This window comes from Pseudomonas sp. GW822-FHT04H02 (assembly GCF_058800645.1).
In genome coordinates this window covers 81,900-98,882 of sequence record NZ_JBXAMM010000007.1, presented here as the reverse complement: position 1 = coordinate 98,882, position 16,983 = coordinate 81,900, and the positions used below count along the sequence as shown (strand labels likewise).

At 62.1% G+C, this 16,983-nt stretch carries 17 protein-coding genes; 9 read left to right on the top strand and 8 right to left on the bottom strand.

The window, feature by feature from the left end:
• Nucleotides 1–182 precede the first annotated feature (182 nt).
• Nucleotides 183–1,646, top strand: coding sequence for a glyceraldehyde-3-phosphate dehydrogenase (locus AC1RMG_RS27110; protein WP_011060275.1), 1,464 nt, complete (start codon nucleotides 183–185; stop codon nucleotides 1,644–1,646).
• Nucleotides 1,647–1,760: 114 nt separating this feature from the next.
• Here AC1RMG_RS27110 and AC1RMG_RS27105 read toward each other — a convergent pair whose 3' ends face one another.
• A complete protein-coding gene (locus tag AC1RMG_RS27105; protein ID WP_011060276.1) occupies nucleotides 1,761–3,059 on the bottom strand; it encodes an MFS transporter in 1,299 nt (432 codons plus the stop codon).
• A gap of 328 nt (nucleotides 3,060–3,387) precedes the next feature.
• Between AC1RMG_RS27105 and AC1RMG_RS27100 the strand changes: the two genes are divergently transcribed.
• Both AC1RMG_RS27100 and sthA read left to right on the top strand, forming a co-directional pair.
• Nucleotides 3,388–4,362: an FAD:protein FMN transferase gene (locus AC1RMG_RS27100; RefSeq protein WP_401027843.1), complete on the top strand. Its 975-nt coding sequence runs from the start codon at nucleotides 3,388–3,390 to the stop codon at nucleotides 4,360–4,362.
• Between the two features lie 201 nt (nucleotides 4,363–4,563).
• Nucleotides 4,564–5,958, top strand: a complete 1,395-nt coding sequence (sthA, locus tag AC1RMG_RS27095; RefSeq protein ID WP_011060278.1) for a Si-specific NAD(P)(+) transhydrogenase — start codon at nucleotides 4,564–4,566, stop codon at nucleotides 5,956–5,958.
• 42 nt (nucleotides 5,959–6,000) lie between these two features.
• Here sthA and AC1RMG_RS27090 read toward each other — a convergent pair whose 3' ends face one another.
• Together AC1RMG_RS27090 and AC1RMG_RS27085 are read right to left on the bottom strand one after the other, a co-directional pair.
• Nucleotides 6,001–6,723 (bottom strand): glycerophosphodiester phosphodiesterase, encoded by a 723-nt coding sequence (locus AC1RMG_RS27090; RefSeq protein WP_015634820.1) that lies wholly within the window; start codon nucleotides 6,721–6,723, stop codon nucleotides 6,001–6,003.
• Nucleotides 6,724–6,773: 50 nt separating this feature from the next.
• The gene (locus AC1RMG_RS27085; protein WP_011060280.1) at nucleotides 6,774–7,361 is read right to left on the bottom strand and encodes a PilZ domain-containing protein; all 588 of its coding nucleotides are present in this window, start codon (nucleotides 7,359–7,361) and stop codon (nucleotides 6,774–6,776) included.
• A 94-nt stretch (nucleotides 7,362–7,455) separates the two neighbouring features.
• Between AC1RMG_RS27085 and AC1RMG_RS27080 the strand changes: the two genes are divergently transcribed.
• The 3 genes from AC1RMG_RS27080 (at nucleotide 7,456) to AC1RMG_RS27070 (ending at nucleotide 10,713) form a co-directional block, all read left to right on the top strand.
• A complete protein-coding gene (locus tag AC1RMG_RS27080; RefSeq protein WP_047336178.1) occupies nucleotides 7,456–8,706 on the top strand; it encodes a lipoprotein-releasing ABC transporter permease subunit in 1,251 nt (416 codons plus the stop codon).
• Between the two features lie 7 nt (nucleotides 8,707–8,713).
• On the top strand, nucleotides 8,714–9,397 hold the full coding sequence (gene lolD, locus AC1RMG_RS27075) for a lipoprotein-releasing ABC transporter ATP-binding protein LolD (protein ID WP_015634822.1): 684 nt from the start codon (nucleotides 8,714–8,716) through the stop codon (nucleotides 9,395–9,397).
• 71 nt (nucleotides 9,398–9,468) lie between these two features.
• A complete protein-coding gene (locus AC1RMG_RS27070) occupies nucleotides 9,469–10,713 on the top strand; it encodes a lipoprotein-releasing ABC transporter permease subunit (protein ID WP_011060283.1) in 1,245 nt (414 codons plus the stop codon).
• A gap of 69 nt (nucleotides 10,714–10,782) precedes the next feature.
• Here AC1RMG_RS27070 and AC1RMG_RS27065 read toward each other — a convergent pair whose 3' ends face one another.
• The gene (locus AC1RMG_RS27065; RefSeq protein WP_475264276.1) at nucleotides 10,783–12,144 is read right to left on the bottom strand and encodes a heavy metal sensor histidine kinase; all 1,362 of its coding nucleotides are present in this window, start codon (nucleotides 12,142–12,144) and stop codon (nucleotides 10,783–10,785) included.
• Complete coding sequence (locus AC1RMG_RS27060) at nucleotides 12,144–12,824, bottom strand: heavy metal response regulator transcription factor (protein WP_041116967.1); 681 nt, start codon at nucleotides 12,822–12,824, stop codon at nucleotides 12,144–12,146. The genes AC1RMG_RS27065 and AC1RMG_RS27060 overlap by 1 nt, the downstream gene beginning before the upstream one ends.
• Nucleotides 12,825–12,981: 157 nt before the next feature.
• Here AC1RMG_RS27060 and copI point away from each other — a divergent pair, with 157 nt between their 5' ends.
• Entirely contained in the window at nucleotides 12,982–13,533 is a 552-nt protein-coding gene (gene copI / locus AC1RMG_RS27055) for a copper-resistant cuproprotein CopI (protein ID WP_019093682.1), read from the top strand.
• Nucleotides 13,534–13,601: 68 nt separating this feature from the next.
• A complete protein-coding gene (queF, locus tag AC1RMG_RS27050) occupies nucleotides 13,602–14,432 on the top strand; it encodes an NADPH-dependent 7-cyano-7-deazaguanine reductase QueF (RefSeq protein WP_011060287.1) in 831 nt (276 codons plus the stop codon).
• Between the two features lie 61 nt (nucleotides 14,433–14,493).
• On the opposite strand, the gene AC1RMG_RS27045 is transcribed toward queF, so the two are convergent.
• Together AC1RMG_RS27045 and pcrP are read right to left on the bottom strand one after the other, a co-directional pair.
• Nucleotides 14,494–14,757: a DUF4404 family protein gene (locus AC1RMG_RS27045; RefSeq protein ID WP_011060288.1), complete on the bottom strand. Its 264-nt coding sequence runs from the start codon at nucleotides 14,755–14,757 to the stop codon at nucleotides 14,494–14,496.
• Between the two features lie 122 nt (nucleotides 14,758–14,879).
• Nucleotides 14,880–15,500, bottom strand: a complete 621-nt coding sequence (gene pcrP, locus AC1RMG_RS27040) for an HAD superfamily inactivated hydrolase PcrP (protein WP_011060289.1) — start codon at nucleotides 15,498–15,500, stop codon at nucleotides 14,880–14,882.
• 204 nt (nucleotides 15,501–15,704) lie between these two features.
• Here pcrP and AC1RMG_RS27035 point away from each other — a divergent pair, with 204 nt between their 5' ends.
• Complete coding sequence (locus AC1RMG_RS27035; RefSeq protein WP_011060290.1) at nucleotides 15,705–16,391, top strand: MlaA family lipoprotein; 687 nt, start codon at nucleotides 15,705–15,707, stop codon at nucleotides 16,389–16,391.
• A gap of 65 nt (nucleotides 16,392–16,456) precedes the next feature.
• Here AC1RMG_RS27035 and AC1RMG_RS27030 read toward each other — a convergent pair whose 3' ends face one another.
• The gene (locus tag AC1RMG_RS27030; protein ID WP_011060291.1) at nucleotides 16,457–16,756 is read right to left on the bottom strand and encodes a PilZ domain-containing protein; all 300 of its coding nucleotides are present in this window, start codon (nucleotides 16,754–16,756) and stop codon (nucleotides 16,457–16,459) included.
• Nucleotides 16,757–16,983 lie beyond the last annotated feature (227 nt).

Sequence of the window (16,983 nt, the reverse complement as noted above, 5' to 3'; positions counted from 1 at the left end):
AGGGTTACAGACAGGCTGGTGTGATGTCCAAAAAATTGACGCTGCTGGAAGCCGCGGTTTTACTGGTCTCCAGCACAGTGGTGTTTTTTTGCAAGGGCTTTTTGTTACGTTCCGCACGACAGGCGCGCATTGCTACGACAGGAACTGGGCGGCATAATGTAGCCCCTTTTTTCTGCCCCTACATGTGGAAGGTTCCCGTGACTCAGAAGCCCGACCAGTGTCTTGGTGAATGGATCGACCGTGAAGCACTCGCAGAAGCGATGATTCCGCTTATCGGTCAGCTCTACCGCAATAACAACGTGGTGAGCTCGATCTATGGCCGCAGCCTGATCAACCAGTCTGTCATCGCGATTCTCAAAGCTCACCGCTTTGCTCGCCACCGTTCCTCCGACGATAGCGAACTCTCCGTCCACGAAACATTCCCTCTGCTTAAAGCCATGAGCGAGCTCAAGCTCGGCGCGGCATCGGTAGACCTGGGCAAGTTGGCGTTCAAATTCCGTAACGAAGGCAATGGCCGCAGCGCCGAGCAGTTCGTTCGCGAAGAAATGGCTGATGTGGTTGGCCAGCAAAATGCTTCGGCCCGCAAAGGCACTGACGTAGTCCTGTACGGCTTCGGTCGTATCGGCCGTCTGCTGGCGCGCATCCTGATCGAGAAAACCGGTGGTGGCGACGGCCTGCGTCTGCGCGCCATCGTGGTGCGCAAGGGCGCCGAAAACGACCTGACCAAACGCGCCAGCCTGCTGCGTCGCGACTCGGTGCACGGTTCGTTCAACGGCACCATCACCATCGACGAAGAAAACAACACCATCACCGCCAACGGTAACCTGATCCAGGTCATCTACGCGAAGAACCCGACCGAGGTGGACTACACCCAGTACGGCATCAAGGACGCTCTGCTGGTGGACAACACCGGTGTATGGCGTGACGCCGACGGTCTGGGCCAGCACCTGGCCTGCCCGGGTATCGATCGCGTTGTTCTGACCGCGCCAGGCAAAGGCAAGCTGAAGAACATCGTTCACGGTATCAACCACAACGAAATCACCGCTGACGACAAGATCGTGTCCGCCGCTTCCTGCACCACCAACGCCATCGTGCCGGTGCTGAAGGCTGTGAATGACAAGTTCGGCATCATCAACGGTCACGTCGAAACCGTTCACTCGTACACCAACGACCAGAACCTGATCGACAACTTCCACAAGGGCGATCGCCGTGGCCGTAGCGCCGCGCTGAACATGGTAATCACCGAGACCGGTGCTGCTACTGCTGCTGCCAAGGCCCTGCCTGAGCTGGCCGGCAAGCTGACCGGTAACGCGATCCGCGTTCCGACGCCAAACGTGTCGATGGCCATTCTCAACCTGAACCTCGAGAAAGCCGCCACCCGTGAAGAGATGAACGAGTACCTGCGCTACATGGCGCTGCACTCCGACCTGCACAAGCAGATCGACTTCGTCAACTCGCAGGAAGTGGTGTCCACCGACTTCGTGGGCTCGCGTCACGCCGGTGTGGTCGACGCTGAAGCGACCATCGTTCAGGACAACCGCGTTGTTCTGTACGTCTGGTACGACAACGAGTTCGGTTACAGCTGCCAGGTAGTGCGCGTGATGGAAGACATGGCCGGGGTCAACCCGCCAGCGTTCCCACGCTAAGCGACTGCTGAAATGAAAACGCCCCGACTTGTCGGGGCGTTTTTGTTTGTGGCTTGCGCCGGCAAGCCAGGTCGGCGCAACCGTAGGAGCTGGCTTGCCAGTGAAGCTTTTGTCTCAGGCGCCGCGCGCTGTTGCCGCTTGCGCGGTACGCAGTTCGTGGCGATTGCCGCGGAACAGCACCAGGGTGGCGATCAGCCCCAGCACCGCCGCGCCACTGAGCCAGATGCCCGGAGCTGCCTGATTGCCCAGGACGTGGATCAGGTAGGTACAGGCCGCCGGGGTAAAACCGCCGAAGGTCGCGGTGGCCAGGCTGTAGGCCAGGGAGAAACCCGTGGTGCGCACTTCCACCGGCATGATTTCAGTCAGGGCCACCACCATCGCGCCGTTATACGAGCCATAGAGGAAAGACAGCCACAGCTCGACGATCAGCAGGTGGCTGAAGCTGGGGTTGGCCACCAGCCAGGACAGTGCCGGATAAGCCGTGAAGATGGCCAGGATGGTCGCCCCCAGCAGCAGCGGCTTGCGGCCGATCTTGTCCGACAGTGACCCCATGACCGGCAGCCAGAAGAAGTTCGACAGACCGATGCACACGGTTACCAGCAGGGCGTCGAAGTCCGACAGGTGCAGTTCGGCCTTGCCGAAGGTCGGGGTGTAGGCGGTGATCAGGTAGAAGGACACGGTGGTCATCACCACCAGAGCCATGCCGGCGATGACGATGCCGAAGTTCTGGCCGATGGAACGGACGATTTCCTGCAGCGAAGGGCGATGCTTGCGGGCCTGGAACTCCGGGGTCTCTTCCAGGGAGCGACGGATCATGAAGATCGCCGGAACAATCATGCAGCCCACCAGGAACGGCACGCGCCAGCCCCAGTCACCCATTTGCTCGGGGCTCAGCCAGTGGTTCAGGCCTACGCCCAGCAGGCCGGCGAAGACCACTGCGGCCTGTTGGCTGGCCGACTGCCAGCTGACGAAGAAGCCCTTGCGGCCCGGCGTGGAGATTTCGGCCAGGTACACCGACACCCCGCCCAGCTCGACGCCGGCGGAAAAGCCCTGCAGCAGGCGACCCAGCAGCACCAGCAAGGGCGCGGCGACGCCAAGGGTGGCGTAGCCCGGCACGCAGGCAATCAGCACGGTGCCCGCGGCCATCAGTGCCAGGGTAATGATCAGGCCTTGGCGACGGCCGTGACGGTCAATGTAGGCACCGAGAAAAATCGCTCCCAGGGGGCGCATCAGGAAGCCCGCGCCAAAGGTCGCCAGGGACAGCATCAACGAGGCGAAGGCGCTGTCCGCAGGAAAGAAGGTCTTGGCAATCGCCGTGGCGTAGAAGCCGTAGACCATGAAGTCGAACATCTCGAGAAAGTTGCCGCTGACAACGCGAAAGATCGCCTTGCCTTTGCCCGTGGTCGTGGACATTTTTTTCACTCACTTTGGCTGTCTTGTTAGCAATCCCTGGTCGTTATGCGTCCCTTACTGCAAAGTCGGGGCTCGAGGCTGCACGCTGAACAGTTTTGTAACGATATGTGTATGAAAGCCATCCGGCAACAAAAACTCTTGGGGTGGCAGGGCGGCTCTAGATCAAGGTTCTGCCCGTAGCCAAGGAGGTGGGACGCCGGGCAGGCGGCCTCCGTCTGTCGCATAATGGCCATTTGCACTGTCAGCTGGCCCAGCAGGGCGGTTGATCGGGAGGAACACCTTGTCGGGTAAGCAACGATCGCGATGGAGCGCTTTGTACGCCGCGCTGGTGCTGTTGGCCGGTTGTGGCGGCGAGCGCCTGGAAAGCCTCTCCGGGCCGACCATGGGCAGCACCTGGTCGGTGCAGTATGTGCGCCACGCCCAGGGGCCGGCGCCGTCGCTGGTACAGGCTGAGGTCGAGGGGATTCTGGCCGAGGTCGACGGGCAGATGTCCACCTATCGCAGCGATTCGGACATCGAGCGTTTCAACGCCTTGCCCGCCGATAGCTGCCAGCCGATGCCGGAGCCGGTGTTGCAGTTGGTGCGAGTGGGTGAGCAGTTGTCCCGGGACAGCGATGGCGCCTTCGACCTGACAGTGGAACCGCTGCTGGATCTCTGGGGTTTTGGCCCTCAGGGGCGCGAGGAAAAGGTTCCCGGCGCGTCAGCCCTGGCTGAGGTGCGGCAGCGGGTAGGGTACGCTCACCTGCGTATCGAAGGGCAGGAGTTGTGCAAGGATGCGCCGGTGGAGGTGGATTTCAACAGCATCGCCGCCGGCTATGCGGTGGACCGCATCGCTGCCCGGCTCACGCAACTGGGGATCGACAGCTTCCTTGCCGAAGCCACCGGTGAGCTCAAGGCCGTGGGTCGCAAGCCCGACGGCTCACCATGGCGGATAGCCCTGGAGGAGCCGCGTGATGACCAGCAGGTAGCCCAGCGGGTGATCGCCCTGGATGGTTTTGGCGTTTCCACTTCCGGCGACTACCGTAATTACTTCGAGCAGGACGGCCGGCGTTACTCCCATACCTTCGATGCCCGGCTCGGCCAACCCATCGCCCACCCGTTGGCCTCGGTAACGGTGATTCATCCTTCGGCGTTGATGGCCGATGGCCTGTCGACGCTGTTGCTGATACTCGGCCCGGAGGCGGGCTGGGACTACGCGGAAAAACACGGCATCGCCGGATTTTTTGTGATGCGCAGCGCTACAGGTTTCGTCACACGCAGCAACCCGGCTTTCGATGCGCTGCTGGCCGGGCAAAAACAATAACGTGGTGCGCTGTTGCGCAGCCTGTAGTGCAGGCAAAAGTAGCCTACGACGCGACCAAGGGTTAATGTGCGCGGCGTTGACGCTTCTATAGACTGTGCCCGGGTTCGTAACCGAGCCAAATTGATCCTTCATGCCGCTGGCCGCGGCATGATTTAGCCGGAGACGCCAGAAGGGTGTCTCGGCCTGTTCTGAGGAGTACGCATGGCTGTCTACAACTACGACGTAGTGGTGCTGGGCTCAGGCCCCGCTGGAGAAGGTGCGGCGATGAACGCCGCGAAAGCAGGACGCAAAGTGGCGATGGTCGATAGCCGTCGCCAGGTCGGCGGCAACTGCACCCACCTGGGTACCATCCCGTCCAAGGCCCTGCGTCACTCGGTCCGGCAGATCATGCAGTTCAACACCAACCCGATGTTCCGGGCCATTGGCGAGCCGCGCTGGTTCTCCTTCCCGGACGTGCTCAAGAGCGCCGAGAAGGTCATCTCCAAGCAAGTGGCCTCGCGTACCGGCTACTACGCCCGCAACCGGGTCGATGTGTTCTTCGGCACTGGCAGCTTCGCCGACGAGCAGACCGTGGAAGTGGTCTGCGCCAACGGCGTGGTGGAAAAGCTGGTAGCCAAGCACATCATCATTGCCACCGGCTCGCGCCCCTATCGCCCCGCGGATATCGATTTCAGCCACCCGCGTATCTACGATAGCGACACCATCCTCAGCCTCGGCCATACCCCGCGCAAACTCATCGTCTATGGCGCCGGGGTCATCGGTTGCGAATACGCCTCGATCTTCAGTGGCCTGGGGGTTCTGGTGGAGCTGGTGGACAACCGCGGCCAGTTGCTGAGCTTCCTGGATTCGGAAATCTCCCAGGCCCTGAGCTACCACTTCAGCAACAACAACATCACCGTGCGCCACAACGAGGAATACGACCGCGTTGAAGGTGTGGACAACGGCGTGATCCTGCACCTCAAGTCCGGCAAGAAGATCAAGGCCGACGCCTTGCTCTGGTGCAACGGCCGTACCGGCAATACCGACAAGCTGGGCATGGAGAACATCGGGGTCAAGGTCAACAGCCGCGGCCAGATCGAAGTCGACGAGAACTACCGCACCTGCGTGCCGAACATCTACGGGGCCGGTGACGTGATCGGCTGGCCGAGCCTGGCCAGTGCCGCCCACGACCAGGGTCGTTCCGCGGCCGGCAGTATTGTCGACAACGGCAGCTGGCGCTTCGTCAACGACGTGCCGACCGGGATCTACACCATTCCCGAGATCAGCTCCATCGGCAAGAACGAGCAGGAACTGACCCAGGCCAAGGTGCCTTACGAGGTGGGCAAGGCGTTCTTCAAGGGCATGGCCCGTGCGCAGATCGCCGGCGAGCCTCAAGGCATGCTGAAGATCCTGTTCCACCGGGAAACCCTGGAAGTCCTCGGCGTCCATTGCTTCGGCTACCAGGCTTCGGAGATCGTGCACATCGGCCAGGCGATCATGAGCCAGCCGGGCGAGCTCAACACCCTGAAGTACTTCGTCAACACCACCTTCAACTACCCGACCATGGCCGAAGCCTATCGGGTAGCGGCATACGATGGCCTCAACCGGCTTTTTTGAGCGGCTCCGGCCGGTGGCCTGAGCCGGCCGGGGAGACCGATTTCAGCGATTCTCGAGGGTGGCGCTGGCCAAACCGGGAAAGTCTGTAATCAGGCTATCTACGCCGAAGTCGGCGAGCCTGCGCATCAGCGCAGGCTCGTTGACCGTCCATACCGACACATGCAAGCCCTGGCGCTGCGCCCGTTGCAGACGCTCTGGGGTGCACAGCGTCCAGTTCAACGCCAGAATCTCGCAGCCATAGCTCTGGGCGACCTTCAATGGGTCGAGCCAGGCGTATTCGGCTACCAGTCCGCGGGACAGGTCCGGGGTCAGCTCCACGGCGGCCTTCAATACTTCCCGAGAACTTGAGGTCACGGTGACCTTGTCCAGCAGGCCGAAACGCTGGGCCATTTCGCGAATCGCCAGCACCGTGGTGGCGGCGCGGGTGCGTGAGGCGCTTTTGACCTCCAGCTGCCAGTGCTCGAAGTCGCATTTCTCGAACAGCTCTTCCAGGCGCGGAATGGGGCAGGGGTTGACCCAGCCCGGGCCGCCCTTGCGCGCGTCGTAGGTCACCAGCTCGGCGGCGGAATGCTCCACCACTTTGCCGCGCCGGTCTGTGGTGCGCTTGAGGGTCGGGTCGTGGATCACCATCAACTCGCCGTCCATGGACAGGTGCAAGTCGAGCTCGCAACGGCGCACGCCGTGCTTGAGGCACTCCTGAAAGCTGGTCAGGGTATTTTCCGGTGCTTCGCCTTTAGCGCCGCGATGGCCATAGATCAGGGTCACAATTGCTCCTTCACGGATGTTGTTCCTTAAGAGAGGGTCGGGCGTACTGCTCAGCCGGCGGCGGGGTCGCTCTGCTCCCGGGCCTGGCGGCGTTGCTGGGCCTGTTTCTGCAGGATATAGCGCGCCAGCAGCTGGCGTTGGGCATCGGTCAATGCTTCGAACTCGGTGCCGATCTCGAAGGTGCCAAAGCTCTGGGGCTCGCAGTGGGTGACCTTGGCCCGCAGCAGCAGGCCCAGGGCCTGCGGCATCAGCAACAGCTTCACCGCCAGATGGCTGCCGGTTGGGTAGCACTGGTGATGGCTGAATTCGATGCCGCCCTCGGACAGAATGACCCGCTGCGGCTCGCCGAACTTGCCGAACACCGTTTGCGCCACCACCTGGCTGAGCAGGTCGATGCGTTTGTTCATGGCCTTGAGGTAGCTGGCCAGGGTGCGATCGCGCTCGCTGACCTGGCGCAGCAGATGCTGGGATTCGAACTCGCTCAGGTGCAGTTCACTGAGCAGATTGAACAGTGGGGACTCATCCTGCAACACTTCCTTGCTCGCCGCGTCGAGGGCGGACAAGGGGCTAATTTCCAGTGCGATCGTGTCCTCGATACGGTAGTATTCGCGGCGATCTTCTTCATCTAATGTCGACATGGCGAACCCATGGTAGAGGCAGTGGTCTGAGTGTAAAGCTGCTTACCAGGCCCCGCCACAAGGACGTCTTCTTTTCCTCTGCACAAGCCCCGACATGTTCAGACCTCTGTTTGCTTTTATCGGCACGCGTTACACCCGTGCAAAGCGTCGCAATCATTTTGTGTCATTCATTTCCCTGACTTCGATGATCGGACTCGCCCTTGGCGTGATCGTGATGATCGTGGTGCTGTCGGTGATGAACGGCTTCGATCATGAGATGCGCACCCGCGTGCTGGGCATGGTGCCCCACGCCACCATCGAATCCGGCGAACCCATCAGCGACTGGCAAAGCCTGGCCGACAAGGTCAGGCAGAACCCCAAAGTGCTGGCGGTGGCACCGTTCACCCAGATGCAGGGCCTGTTGACCAACAATGGCCAGGTGCAGAAGGTGCTGCTCAATGCCATCGACCCTGAGCAGGAGCGGCAGGTGTCGATCATCGACCACTTCATGCAGCAGGGGCAGTTGGACGCGCTGGCGCCCGGTAGTTTCGGCATTGTCATTGGTGACAAGGCGGCAACCAAGCTGGGTGTCGGCCTGGGAGACAAGCTGACCTTCGTCGCCCCGGAAGTCACGGTGACCCCGGCCGGGATGTTCCCGCGGATGAAGCGTTTTACCGTGGTGGGCATCTTCCATGTCGGCGCCGGCGAGATCGACGGCTACCTGGGCCTGACCAACCTCCAGGACCTGGGTCGCCTGCACCGCTGGAAGGCGGATCAGGTACAAGGCCTGCGGCTGAAGTTCGACGACCTGTTCCAGGCCCCGCGCACCGCCTGGGAAATCGCCCAGCAGCTGGGTGAGAACCACTATTACGCCCGCGACTGGACCCGTACCCACGGCAACCTGTACCAGGCCATCCGCATGGAAAAAGCCATGATCGGCCTGTTGCTGCTGCTGATCGTCGCGGTGGCCGCGTTCAACATCATCTCGACCCTGGTGATGGTGGTGAACGACAAGAAGGGCGATATCGCCATTCTCCGCACCCTGGGGGCGACGCCGGGAACCATCATGGCGATCTTCATGGTCCAGGGCACGGTGATCGGCGTGGTCGGCACCTTGATCGGTGCTGTGCTGGGGATGCTGGCGGCGCTGAACGTGAGTGCCGCGATTTCCGCCCTTGAAGGCCTGATCGGCCACAAATTCCTGAATGCCGACGTGTATTTCATCGACTACCTGCCGTCGCAACTGATGGCCGAGGATGTGTTGATGGTCTGCGGCGCGGCATTGGTCCTGAGTTTCCTCGCCACCCTGTATCCAGCCTGGCGTGCGGCGCGCACCCAGCCTGCGGAGGCGCTACGTTATGAGTGAGTTGGGCATGAGTGAAAAAGCAATCCTGAGCTGCCGCGACCTGGGCAAGTCCTATGAGGAAGGCCCGGAATCGGTGGTGGTCCTGTCTGGCCTGCAACTGGAGCTGCACCCGGGTGAGCGAGTGGCCATCGTCGGCACTTCCGGCTCGGGCAAGAGTACCTTGCTCAACCTGCTGGGCGGCCTGGATACGCCATCCAAGGGCAGCGTCTGGCTGGCGGGCGAGGAGCTTTCGGCGCTGGGCGAGAAGGCCCGCGGCCAGTTGCGCAACCGCGCCCTGGGCTTCGTCTACCAGTTCCACCACCTGCTGCCGGAGTTCACCGCGCTGGAGAACGTCTGCATGCCGCTGCTGATTGGCCGCACGCCGATCCCGGAAGCCCGTCAGCGTGCCACCGCGCTGCTGGAGCGGGTCGGGCTCGGCCATCGGCTGGAGCACAAACCGGCCGAGCTGTCCGGTGGCGAGCGCCAGCGGGTGGCCATTGCCCGGGCGCTGGTGAACAAGCCGGGGCTGGTGATGCTCGATGAGCCCACCGGCAACCTCGACTCGCACACGGCGCAGGGAATTCAGGACCTGATGCTGGAGCTCAGTACCTCGATGCGCACCGCCTTCCTGGTGGTGACCCACGACATGAACCTGGCTCGACAGATGGACCGCGTACTGCACCTGCAAGAAGGTCACCTGGTCGCCATCTGATGCGCCCGCACACGGCGTCGGCGGCTGGGCTGTCGATGCCGGGTCATTAATCTTTTCAGGGTGCCTTGCCCATGTTCAGACCTTTATCGATCTTTATCGGCACGCGCTACACCCGCGCCAAGCGGCGCAATCGTTTTGTCTCGTTCATTTCCATGACCTCGATGATCGGCCTCGCCCTGGGCGTGTTGGCGATGATCGTGGTGCTGTCGGTGATGAACGGCTTCCAGCGGGAAATGAGCTCGCGCATCCTCGGCATGGTGCCCCACGCCACTATCGTTGGGGTCAAGCCCATCGATGACTGGCAGCCGGTGGCCGCGGCGGCCCTGAAGAATCCGGAAGTCACCGCCGCGGTGCCCTTTACCGAGATGGAGGGCATGCTCTCCTACAAGGGGGCGATGCAGCCGATCCAGATCAGCGGCATCGATCCGGCCCAGGAAGGCAAGGTGTCCATCGTTGCCCAGCATATTGTCCAGGGCAGCCTGCAAGACCTGAAACCTGGCGAGTTCGGCGTGGTGATCGGCGAGATCACGGCCCGGCGCTTTCGCCTGAACGTCGGCGACAAGCTGACCCTGATCGTGCCTGAAGTGAGCACTGCACCGGGGGGGATCACCCCGCGCATGCAACGCCTCAACGTGGTTGGGGTGTTCAAGGTGGGGGCCGAGCTGGATGGCTCCATGGGCCTGATCCATGTGGCCGATGCTGCAGAAATGCAGCACTGGCAGCCGAACCAGGTGCAGAGCGTGCGCCTGGCGGTCAAGGACCTGTATGCCGCGCCAAAGGTCTCGGCGGATATCGCCAAGGGCCTGGGGGCGGACTTCCGCGCCGATGACTGGACCCACACCCAGGGCAGCCTGTTCAGCGCGATGAAGATGGAAAAGACCATGATCGGCCTGTTGCTGCTGATGATCGTGGCGGTGGCGGCATTCAACATCATCGCCACCTTGATCATGGTGGTGAATGACAAGGGGGCGGACATCGCGATCCTGCGCACCATCGGCGCCACACCACGGCAGATCATGGCGATCTTCATGGTCCAGGGGACGGTGATCGGTATCGTCGGCACCCTGATCGGTGGGGTGCTGGGGGTAATCGCGGCACTGAACGTGAGTGAGCTGGTGGGCTGGCTGGAAAGAATCAGCGGCCAGCAGATCTTCAGCTCCGATGTGTATTTCGTCAGTAACCTGCCTTCTGAACTGCAGGGCGGCGACGTGGTGCTGATCTGTGGTGCCGGCTTCGTTCTGAGCTTCCTGGCGACCGTGTATCCGGCCTGGCGCGCGTCCAAGGTCGAGCCGGCCCACGCTTTGCGCTACTCCTGAGACCCGCTTTCGCCGGCCGCCGGCTCCTGTCCGATTGGTGCAGGAGCCGGCTGGCCGGCGAACAGTCCTTCAATCCTGCCTTGGCAACTCGATCACGAAACGGGTCCAGCCCGCTGCCGATTCGCATCGGATCTGCCCGCCGTGGGCACGAATGATCGACTGAGTGATCGCCAGCCCCAACCCCGCATGTTCACTGCTGCCTTCGCGCCGTGCCGGGTCGGCCCGGTAGAAGCGGTCGAACAGGCGCGGCAGTACATCCTTGGCGATCCCTTCGCCGGTATTCTCGATGCTCAGGCTCAGGTGCCCGGCACTTTCGTAGATGCGCACCTTGACCGCGCCGCCGGCCGGAGTGAAGCGCAGGGCATTGTCCAGCAGGTTGGATAACGCCCGGCGCAGCATGCTGCGGTCCCCGGCAAAGCCGGCCTGGCCTTCACGGGTCAGTTCGATCTGTGCGTCTTCGGCCAGGGGGCCATAGAACTCCAGCAGCATGTCGGTTTCCTGGGCCAGCTCCAGCGCTTCGCGCCTGGGTGTAAGCAAGCCGTGGTCGGCCTTGGCCAGGTACAGCATGTCGTTGACCAGTTGCGCCATCCATTGCAGCTCCTCCAGGTTGCTGTGCAGGGCTTCGCGATAGTCCTCCAGCGGCCGGGGGCGGGTCAGGGTGACCTGGGTGTGGGTCAGCAGGTTCGACAAAGGGGTGCGCAGTTCGTGGGCGATGTCGGCGGAAAATGCCGAGAGGCGCTGAAACGACTCTTCAAGACGGCCCAGCATGGCGTTGAAGCTGCTGGCCAGTTCCGCCAGCTCGGCGGGCATCTGTTCCTGGGGCAGGCGCTGGGTCAGGGAACTGGCGGAGACCCCGGCGGCCACCGCGCCCATGCGCCGCAACGGGCGCAGGCCACTGCGGGCGGCCCAGGCGCCGAGCAGGGCAGTGGCCAGGGCCGAGAGGCCCACGGTGAGCCAGATCAGGTGTTGCATGCGCTGCAGAAAGTGCTGGTGATGGGTGATGTCGAGGATCAGGGTCAATTGCGGCGAGGCCGCCTGGCCGGGATTCAGCGCTGCTGTGTAGAGACGGTAGGCGGTGCCGGCCTGCTCCAGGCTGCGCAAGCCGGCACCGCCAGGCAGAGAGGCGGGCAGGTCGGGGGCGCTGTCGAACCAGAGCTGGCCATTGACGTCGCCGACTCGTAGCTGCAGGTCCGGCTGGTGGCTCAGCTCGTCCTGCAGTCTGGCCTGGCGCGGGGGGAAGTCCCCGGCCTCGTTGACATCCTGCAAGGCGCTGCGCAGGGCCAACAGCTTGCCGTCCAGCAGTTGCTGATCCAGTTCGATGAAATGGGCTTCGCTGGCGCGGCTGAACAACACCCCCGCCAACAATGAGACCACTGCGGTGCAGGCGGCGAACAGCAGCGCCAGGCGCCCGCTCAGGGACAGGCGGCGCATCAGGCCTGGCGCTCTTCGAGCACGTAGCCCATGCCGCGCACGGTATGGATCAGTTTGTTCGGGAAATCGTCGTCGATCTTCAGGCGCAGGCGGCGGATGGCTACTTCGATGACGTTGGTATCGCTGTCGAAATTCATGTCCCAGACCTGGGAGGCAATCAGCGACTTGGGCAGGACTTCGCCCTGGCGCCGCAGGAGCATTTCCAGCAGCGCGAATTCCTTGGCGGTCAGGTCGATGCGCTGGCTGCCGCGTTCTACCCGGCGGCGGATCAGGTCCAGGCGCAGGTCTGCCAGTTGCAGGCTGGTTTCCTGGGCCACGGCGCTGCCCCGGCGCAGCAGGCTGCGGACCCGGGCCAGCAGTTCGGAGAAGGCAAAAGGCTTGACCAGGTAGTCGTCGGCCCCCAGTTCCAGGCCGTGCACCCGGTCTTGCACGGCATCCCGGGCGGTGAGGAACAGTACCGGCATCTCCAGCCCGGCGCTGCGCACCGCCTGGAGGATCTGCCAGCCGTCGCGACCCGGCAGCATCACGTCGAGAATCAGCAGAGCGTAGTCGCCGGTCAGGGCCAGGTGCTGGCCGGTGCTGCCGTCGGCCACCAGTTCGGCGTTGAAGCCGGCCTCGCTCAGGCCCTGGCGCAGGTAGTGGCCGGTTTTGGGTTGGTCTTCGACGATCAGCAGTTTCATGGTGGGACTCGTGGCGGTTGGAACCCGGGCTTTATACCGTGCAGCAGGCCAGGGCAGTGCAAGCTGACAAAGTTGTAATCTGCATGTCAGCTGGCTGGCAGCGGCAGGGCTCTAGAGTGTGCCACAGGCTGAATCCCGATCTTGTTGGAGTCTGATGATGAGTATGCAAAACCTGTTGTGGCGAAGCCGGTCGATCCTGGGGGGCTGCCTGATGCTGTTGAGCGCACCGCTCTGGGCCTCGCCGGCCGGCTCCTACGATTTTGGCCAGCCGGCGCCTGCGGCCAAGGCCACTCGCAGTGTCGAGGTGGTGATGGGGGACATGTCGTTCAATCCCAAGGCCCTGGAGATCAAGGCCGGCGAGACGGTGCGATTCGTGCTGATCAACAAGGGGCAGTTGCTGCACGAGTTCAATCTGGGCAACGCGGCCATGCATGCCGAGCACCAGCAAGAAATGCTCAAGATGCAGCAGAGCGGCATGCTCACCCCGACCGGCATGAAGGCGATGGATCATGGAGCCATGGGCCACGGCTCAATGGCAGGCATGGACCATGGCATGCAGCATGACGATCCCAACAGCGTGCTGGTGGAGCCGGGCAAGCAGGCGGAACTGACCTGGACCTTCAGCAAGAGCGGCAACCTGGAGTTCGCCTGCAACATTCCCGGGCACTACCAGGCCGGGATGGTGGGCAAGCTGACGGTCACCCCATAGGCATCCGGGGCTCAAAGGCGGGAGCAAAGGCTGATAGAATCCGCTGATTCTTCAGTCAGGTTTCCGCCATGCATCCCGCAGCCGAACATTCGCCGCTGGGCAAGTCCAGTGAATACGTCTCCACTTACACCCCGTCCTTGCTGTTCCCGATTCCCCGGGCGGCAAAATGGGCCGAGCTGGGCTTGAGTGCCGATACCCTTCCTTATAAGGGCGTGGACTACTGGAACTGCTTCGAGTTGTCCTGGCTGCTGCCGTCGGGCAAGCCGGTAGTGGCTATCGGTGAGTTCAGCATTCCCGCCGATTCGCCGAACATCATCGAATCCAAGTCGTTCAAGCTGTACCTCAATTCGCTGAACCAGACGCCGTTCGATGATCGGGCGACCCTTGAGGCCACCTTGCGCACTGATCTGTCGGCTGCTGCCGGCAAGCCGGTAGGCGTGCGGATCCGCAGCCTGCAGGAGGTCGAGGCCGAAGGCGTGGTGGCGCTGCCTGGGGTGTGTATCGATGATCTGGATATCAGTGTCGACAGCTATGAGCACCCGCGCCCCGAACTGCTGCGCTGCGATGCTTCGCGCGTGGTGGAGGAGAGCGTGCACAGTCATCTGCTCAAGTCCAACTGCCCGGTAACCAGCCAGCCGGACTGGGGCAGCGTGGTGGTGCAATACCGGGGCGCGGCTCTGGATCACGCCAGCCTGCTGGCCTATCTGGTGAGCTTCCGCCAGCACTCGGACTTTCACGAACAGTGCGTGGAGCGGATCTTTCTCGACCTGCAACGCTTGCTCAAGCCGGAGAGACTCACCGTGTATGCGCGTTATGTGCGCCGCGGTGGGCTGGATATCAACCCTTACCGCAGTACCGAAACCGCGGATTTCGCCAATCACCGGTTGGTACGCCAGTAAAAGCAAAGCCCCGCTTCGAGAGCGGGGCTTTTGCTTTGTGGGGTTGGCTACCGGGGGTTGCTCAGATGCCGATGTTGCCCAGGGTCTGGACGATATTGCGCAGGGTTCCGGCAATCGCCGGGTGCTCCAGTTCGAAGCGTTCCACGGCCAGGTTGACGCCGTCGGCGAGGCTGGCGTCCTGGGTGCCGGTCTCCAGTTTGAGTTGCAGTTCGATCTGCTGCATCAGTTCTTGCAGATTGTTGCGCTCGGCTTCGGAAAGCGGTGGGTTCTGTTCCAATTGCTCGCGCAGGGTGTCGAGTTGTTCTTGCAGTTCGCGGGCAGGCATGGCGTTCTCCCTTTATTGATAGGCACAGGGATGGACCGCGCTGTCGAGTCAAAGGTCCATGCCCACGGCTTAGAGTAATCCACTCCCAGGCGCTGTGCATGATCCTGATCAACAGGCTTATGTCAGGGTTTTTCACCCTTGAGCCGGCGCAGTTCGATGTCCGCCAGGCAGGTGTTCAACTCCCCCAGATGGTCGATGACCGAATGCACCCCCAGGCCGAAGAGCTGCACCGTGGCCTTGCCACGCTTGAATTCCCGTTCCTGCTGGCTCAGGGCCTGCCATTCGCTGGGGGTCATGCCGCACAGGGAGCCGCAAGAGGCCAGGCCGATGGTCCAGAGGCCGGCATTGAGGCCCGACTGCAGCAGTTGGGGTTCGCCGCTGACCAAGACACAGCCGTCGATGCCTTTGACGTTGAGCGCCATCAGCGCCTGCCAGCAGGCATCGGGTGCAGGCCAGGGGGCGGGGGAGTGAGGTGCCGGCTTGATCCAGTCCGGCAGGATGGCAGCCAATTGGCGGCTACTGGCGGGGAGCAGTTGCTCCAGCCAGGCGCAGGGGATGCCTTGCTGATGCAGGCGCCGCAGCGTTTCCAGTGCGCCAGGTGTGGCTTGGGCTTGCTCCGGATCAGGTTTGTCCGTGGCTTGCTGGCGCATCCGCGCGCCGAAATCCACCAGGCAGCCACTGAGGCCGAAGAGTACGGCAGTCAACGGGCGTGCGGGTTGCACTGAGGCGTCGGCGTGGGGCATGTCAGCGTCCTTGAAATACCCTTGGAGGCTAGCGGCAGAACATGACATGCAGGTGACAGTACGGTGAATGGCAGCAAGGTTGGCTGAACCCCGGCTGAAGACGGTTTGCGGTGATGCTGCCTAAACCGGCATATCCGCTTTATACTCCTGAACTTATCCTCAGGGCATAGCCCCACGAGAGAACAATCGAAGGAGTTTCCTGCTATGCGCTGGAGCCGTTATCTAGTTCCACTATGTATGAGTGCCGGTGTGACGCTGGCTCCCCTGGTTGCCCAGGCGGCCGAAGATGATCCATGGGAAAGCATCAACCGTCCCATCTTCACCTTCAACGATACGCTGGATACTTATGCCCTGAAGCCTCTGGCGCAAGGCTATCAGGCCGTCACTCCGCAGTTTCTGGAAGATGGCATCCACAACATGTTTCGCAACATCGGTGATGTCGGCAACCTCGCCAATGACATCCTCCAGGCCAAACCTGGTGCTGCCGGTGTCGACACTGCGCGACTGTTGATGAACACCACCCTGGGCCTGGCGGGCTTTTTTGATGTCGGTACCAAGATGGGCCTGCAGCGCAATGACGAAGACTTCGGCCAGACCCTCGGTCATTGGGGCGTGGGCAGCGGTCCCTACGTGATGCTGCCGTTGCTGGGGCCAAGCACCCTGCGTGATGCGCCGGCCAAGTATGTCGACAGCTACACCGAACCCTACCGCTACATGAATGACATCCCCGCGCGCAACATCACCATGGGTGTGGATGTCGTCGATACCCGTGCCAGCCTGCTCTCGGCGGACAAGCTGATTCGCGGTGACAAATACACCTTCATTCGCAATGCCTACCTGCAGAATCGCGAATTCAAGATCAAGGACGGCAAGGTCGAAGACGACTTCTAGGCTCGACTGTCCTGCACAAACTGAAAAGGCGGCCTGATGGCCGCCTTTTTCATGGGTTGGAATCTTTACTTCATTTTAAGGATTGTAAGTCCAAGTTTCTGGCCACCACCTTCTTGTGGGTTGACCCATACCACTTCCGTCTCTGCTTCCAGCCCCCTGAGGGCTGCGTGCTCTGAGTCGATACGTACACTCAACTGATCGCCGACCTGGAACGAACGTGGTGCCTGCACCTGCATGCCGCTGCTGGAAAGATCGATGCAGACCGCTTCGATCACCTGCCCCTGATGGATCAGCGTGACCTCTGCATCCACCCGCATGCGGATGTAATCGCGCTTTTCGCTGTAGTCACGCTGGTTTTGGTTCATGGGTTCCATCCTGCGATTGAGTTGCGGTTTTAGCGGTTTTTATAACTCCCGGTGATTTGCGGTGTAAAGACGTCAGGCGACCATCGGCATGAGCTTGAAACGCCCCGCGGATGGGAGTACCGTCTGCGCCTTAGAAGGGCACCTCTGATGGTCGGGCGTGCAGGGCTCAAGGTCCTGGCCGGGCTTGCAGAGTGGCTAGAAAGCGAATCCAGTAGCGTGCCTCAAGC

Coding starts and splice junctions, on each gene's coding strand:
- lolD (WP_015634822.1), top strand. CDS start 8,714: ATGAGTGAAAAAGCAATCCTGAGCTGCCGCGACCTGGGCAAGTCCTAT.
- AC1RMG_RS27030 (WP_011060291.1), bottom strand. CDS start 16,756: ATGAACCAAAACCAGCGTGACTACAGCGAAAAGCGCGATTACATCCGC.
- copI (WP_019093682.1), top strand. CDS start 12,982: ATGAGTATGCAAAACCTGTTGTGGCGAAGCCGGTCGATCCTGGGGGGC.
- AC1RMG_RS27070 (WP_011060283.1), top strand. CDS start 9,469: ATGTTCAGACCTTTATCGATCTTTATCGGCACGCGCTACACCCGCGCC.
- AC1RMG_RS27065 (WP_475264276.1), bottom strand. CDS start 12,144: ATGCGCCGCCTGTCCCTGAGCGGGCGCCTGGCGCTGCTGTTCGCCGCC.
- AC1RMG_RS27080 (WP_047336178.1), top strand. CDS start 7,456: ATGTTCAGACCTCTGTTTGCTTTTATCGGCACGCGTTACACCCGTGCA.
- AC1RMG_RS27085 (WP_011060280.1), bottom strand. CDS start 7,361: ATGTCGACATTAGATGAAGAAGATCGCCGCGAATACTACCGTATCGAG.
- AC1RMG_RS27060 (WP_041116967.1), bottom strand. CDS start 12,824: ATGAAACTGCTGATCGTCGAAGACCAACCCAAAACCGGCCACTACCTG.
- queF (WP_011060287.1), top strand. CDS start 13,602: ATGCATCCCGCAGCCGAACATTCGCCGCTGGGCAAGTCCAGTGAATAC.
- AC1RMG_RS27105 (WP_011060276.1), bottom strand. CDS start 3,059: ATGTCCACGACCACGGGCAAAGGCAAGGCGATCTTTCGCGTTGTCAGC.
- AC1RMG_RS27045 (WP_011060288.1), bottom strand. CDS start 14,757: ATGCCTGCCCGCGAACTGCAAGAACAACTCGACACCCTGCGCGAGCAA.
- AC1RMG_RS27110 (WP_011060275.1), top strand. CDS start 183: ATGTGGAAGGTTCCCGTGACTCAGAAGCCCGACCAGTGTCTTGGTGAA.
- AC1RMG_RS27035 (WP_011060290.1), top strand. CDS start 15,705: ATGCGCTGGAGCCGTTATCTAGTTCCACTATGTATGAGTGCCGGTGTG.
- sthA (WP_011060278.1), top strand. CDS start 4,564: ATGGCTGTCTACAACTACGACGTAGTGGTGCTGGGCTCAGGCCCCGCT.
- pcrP (WP_011060289.1), bottom strand. CDS start 15,500: ATGCCCCACGCCGACGCCTCAGTGCAACCCGCACGCCCGTTGACTGCC.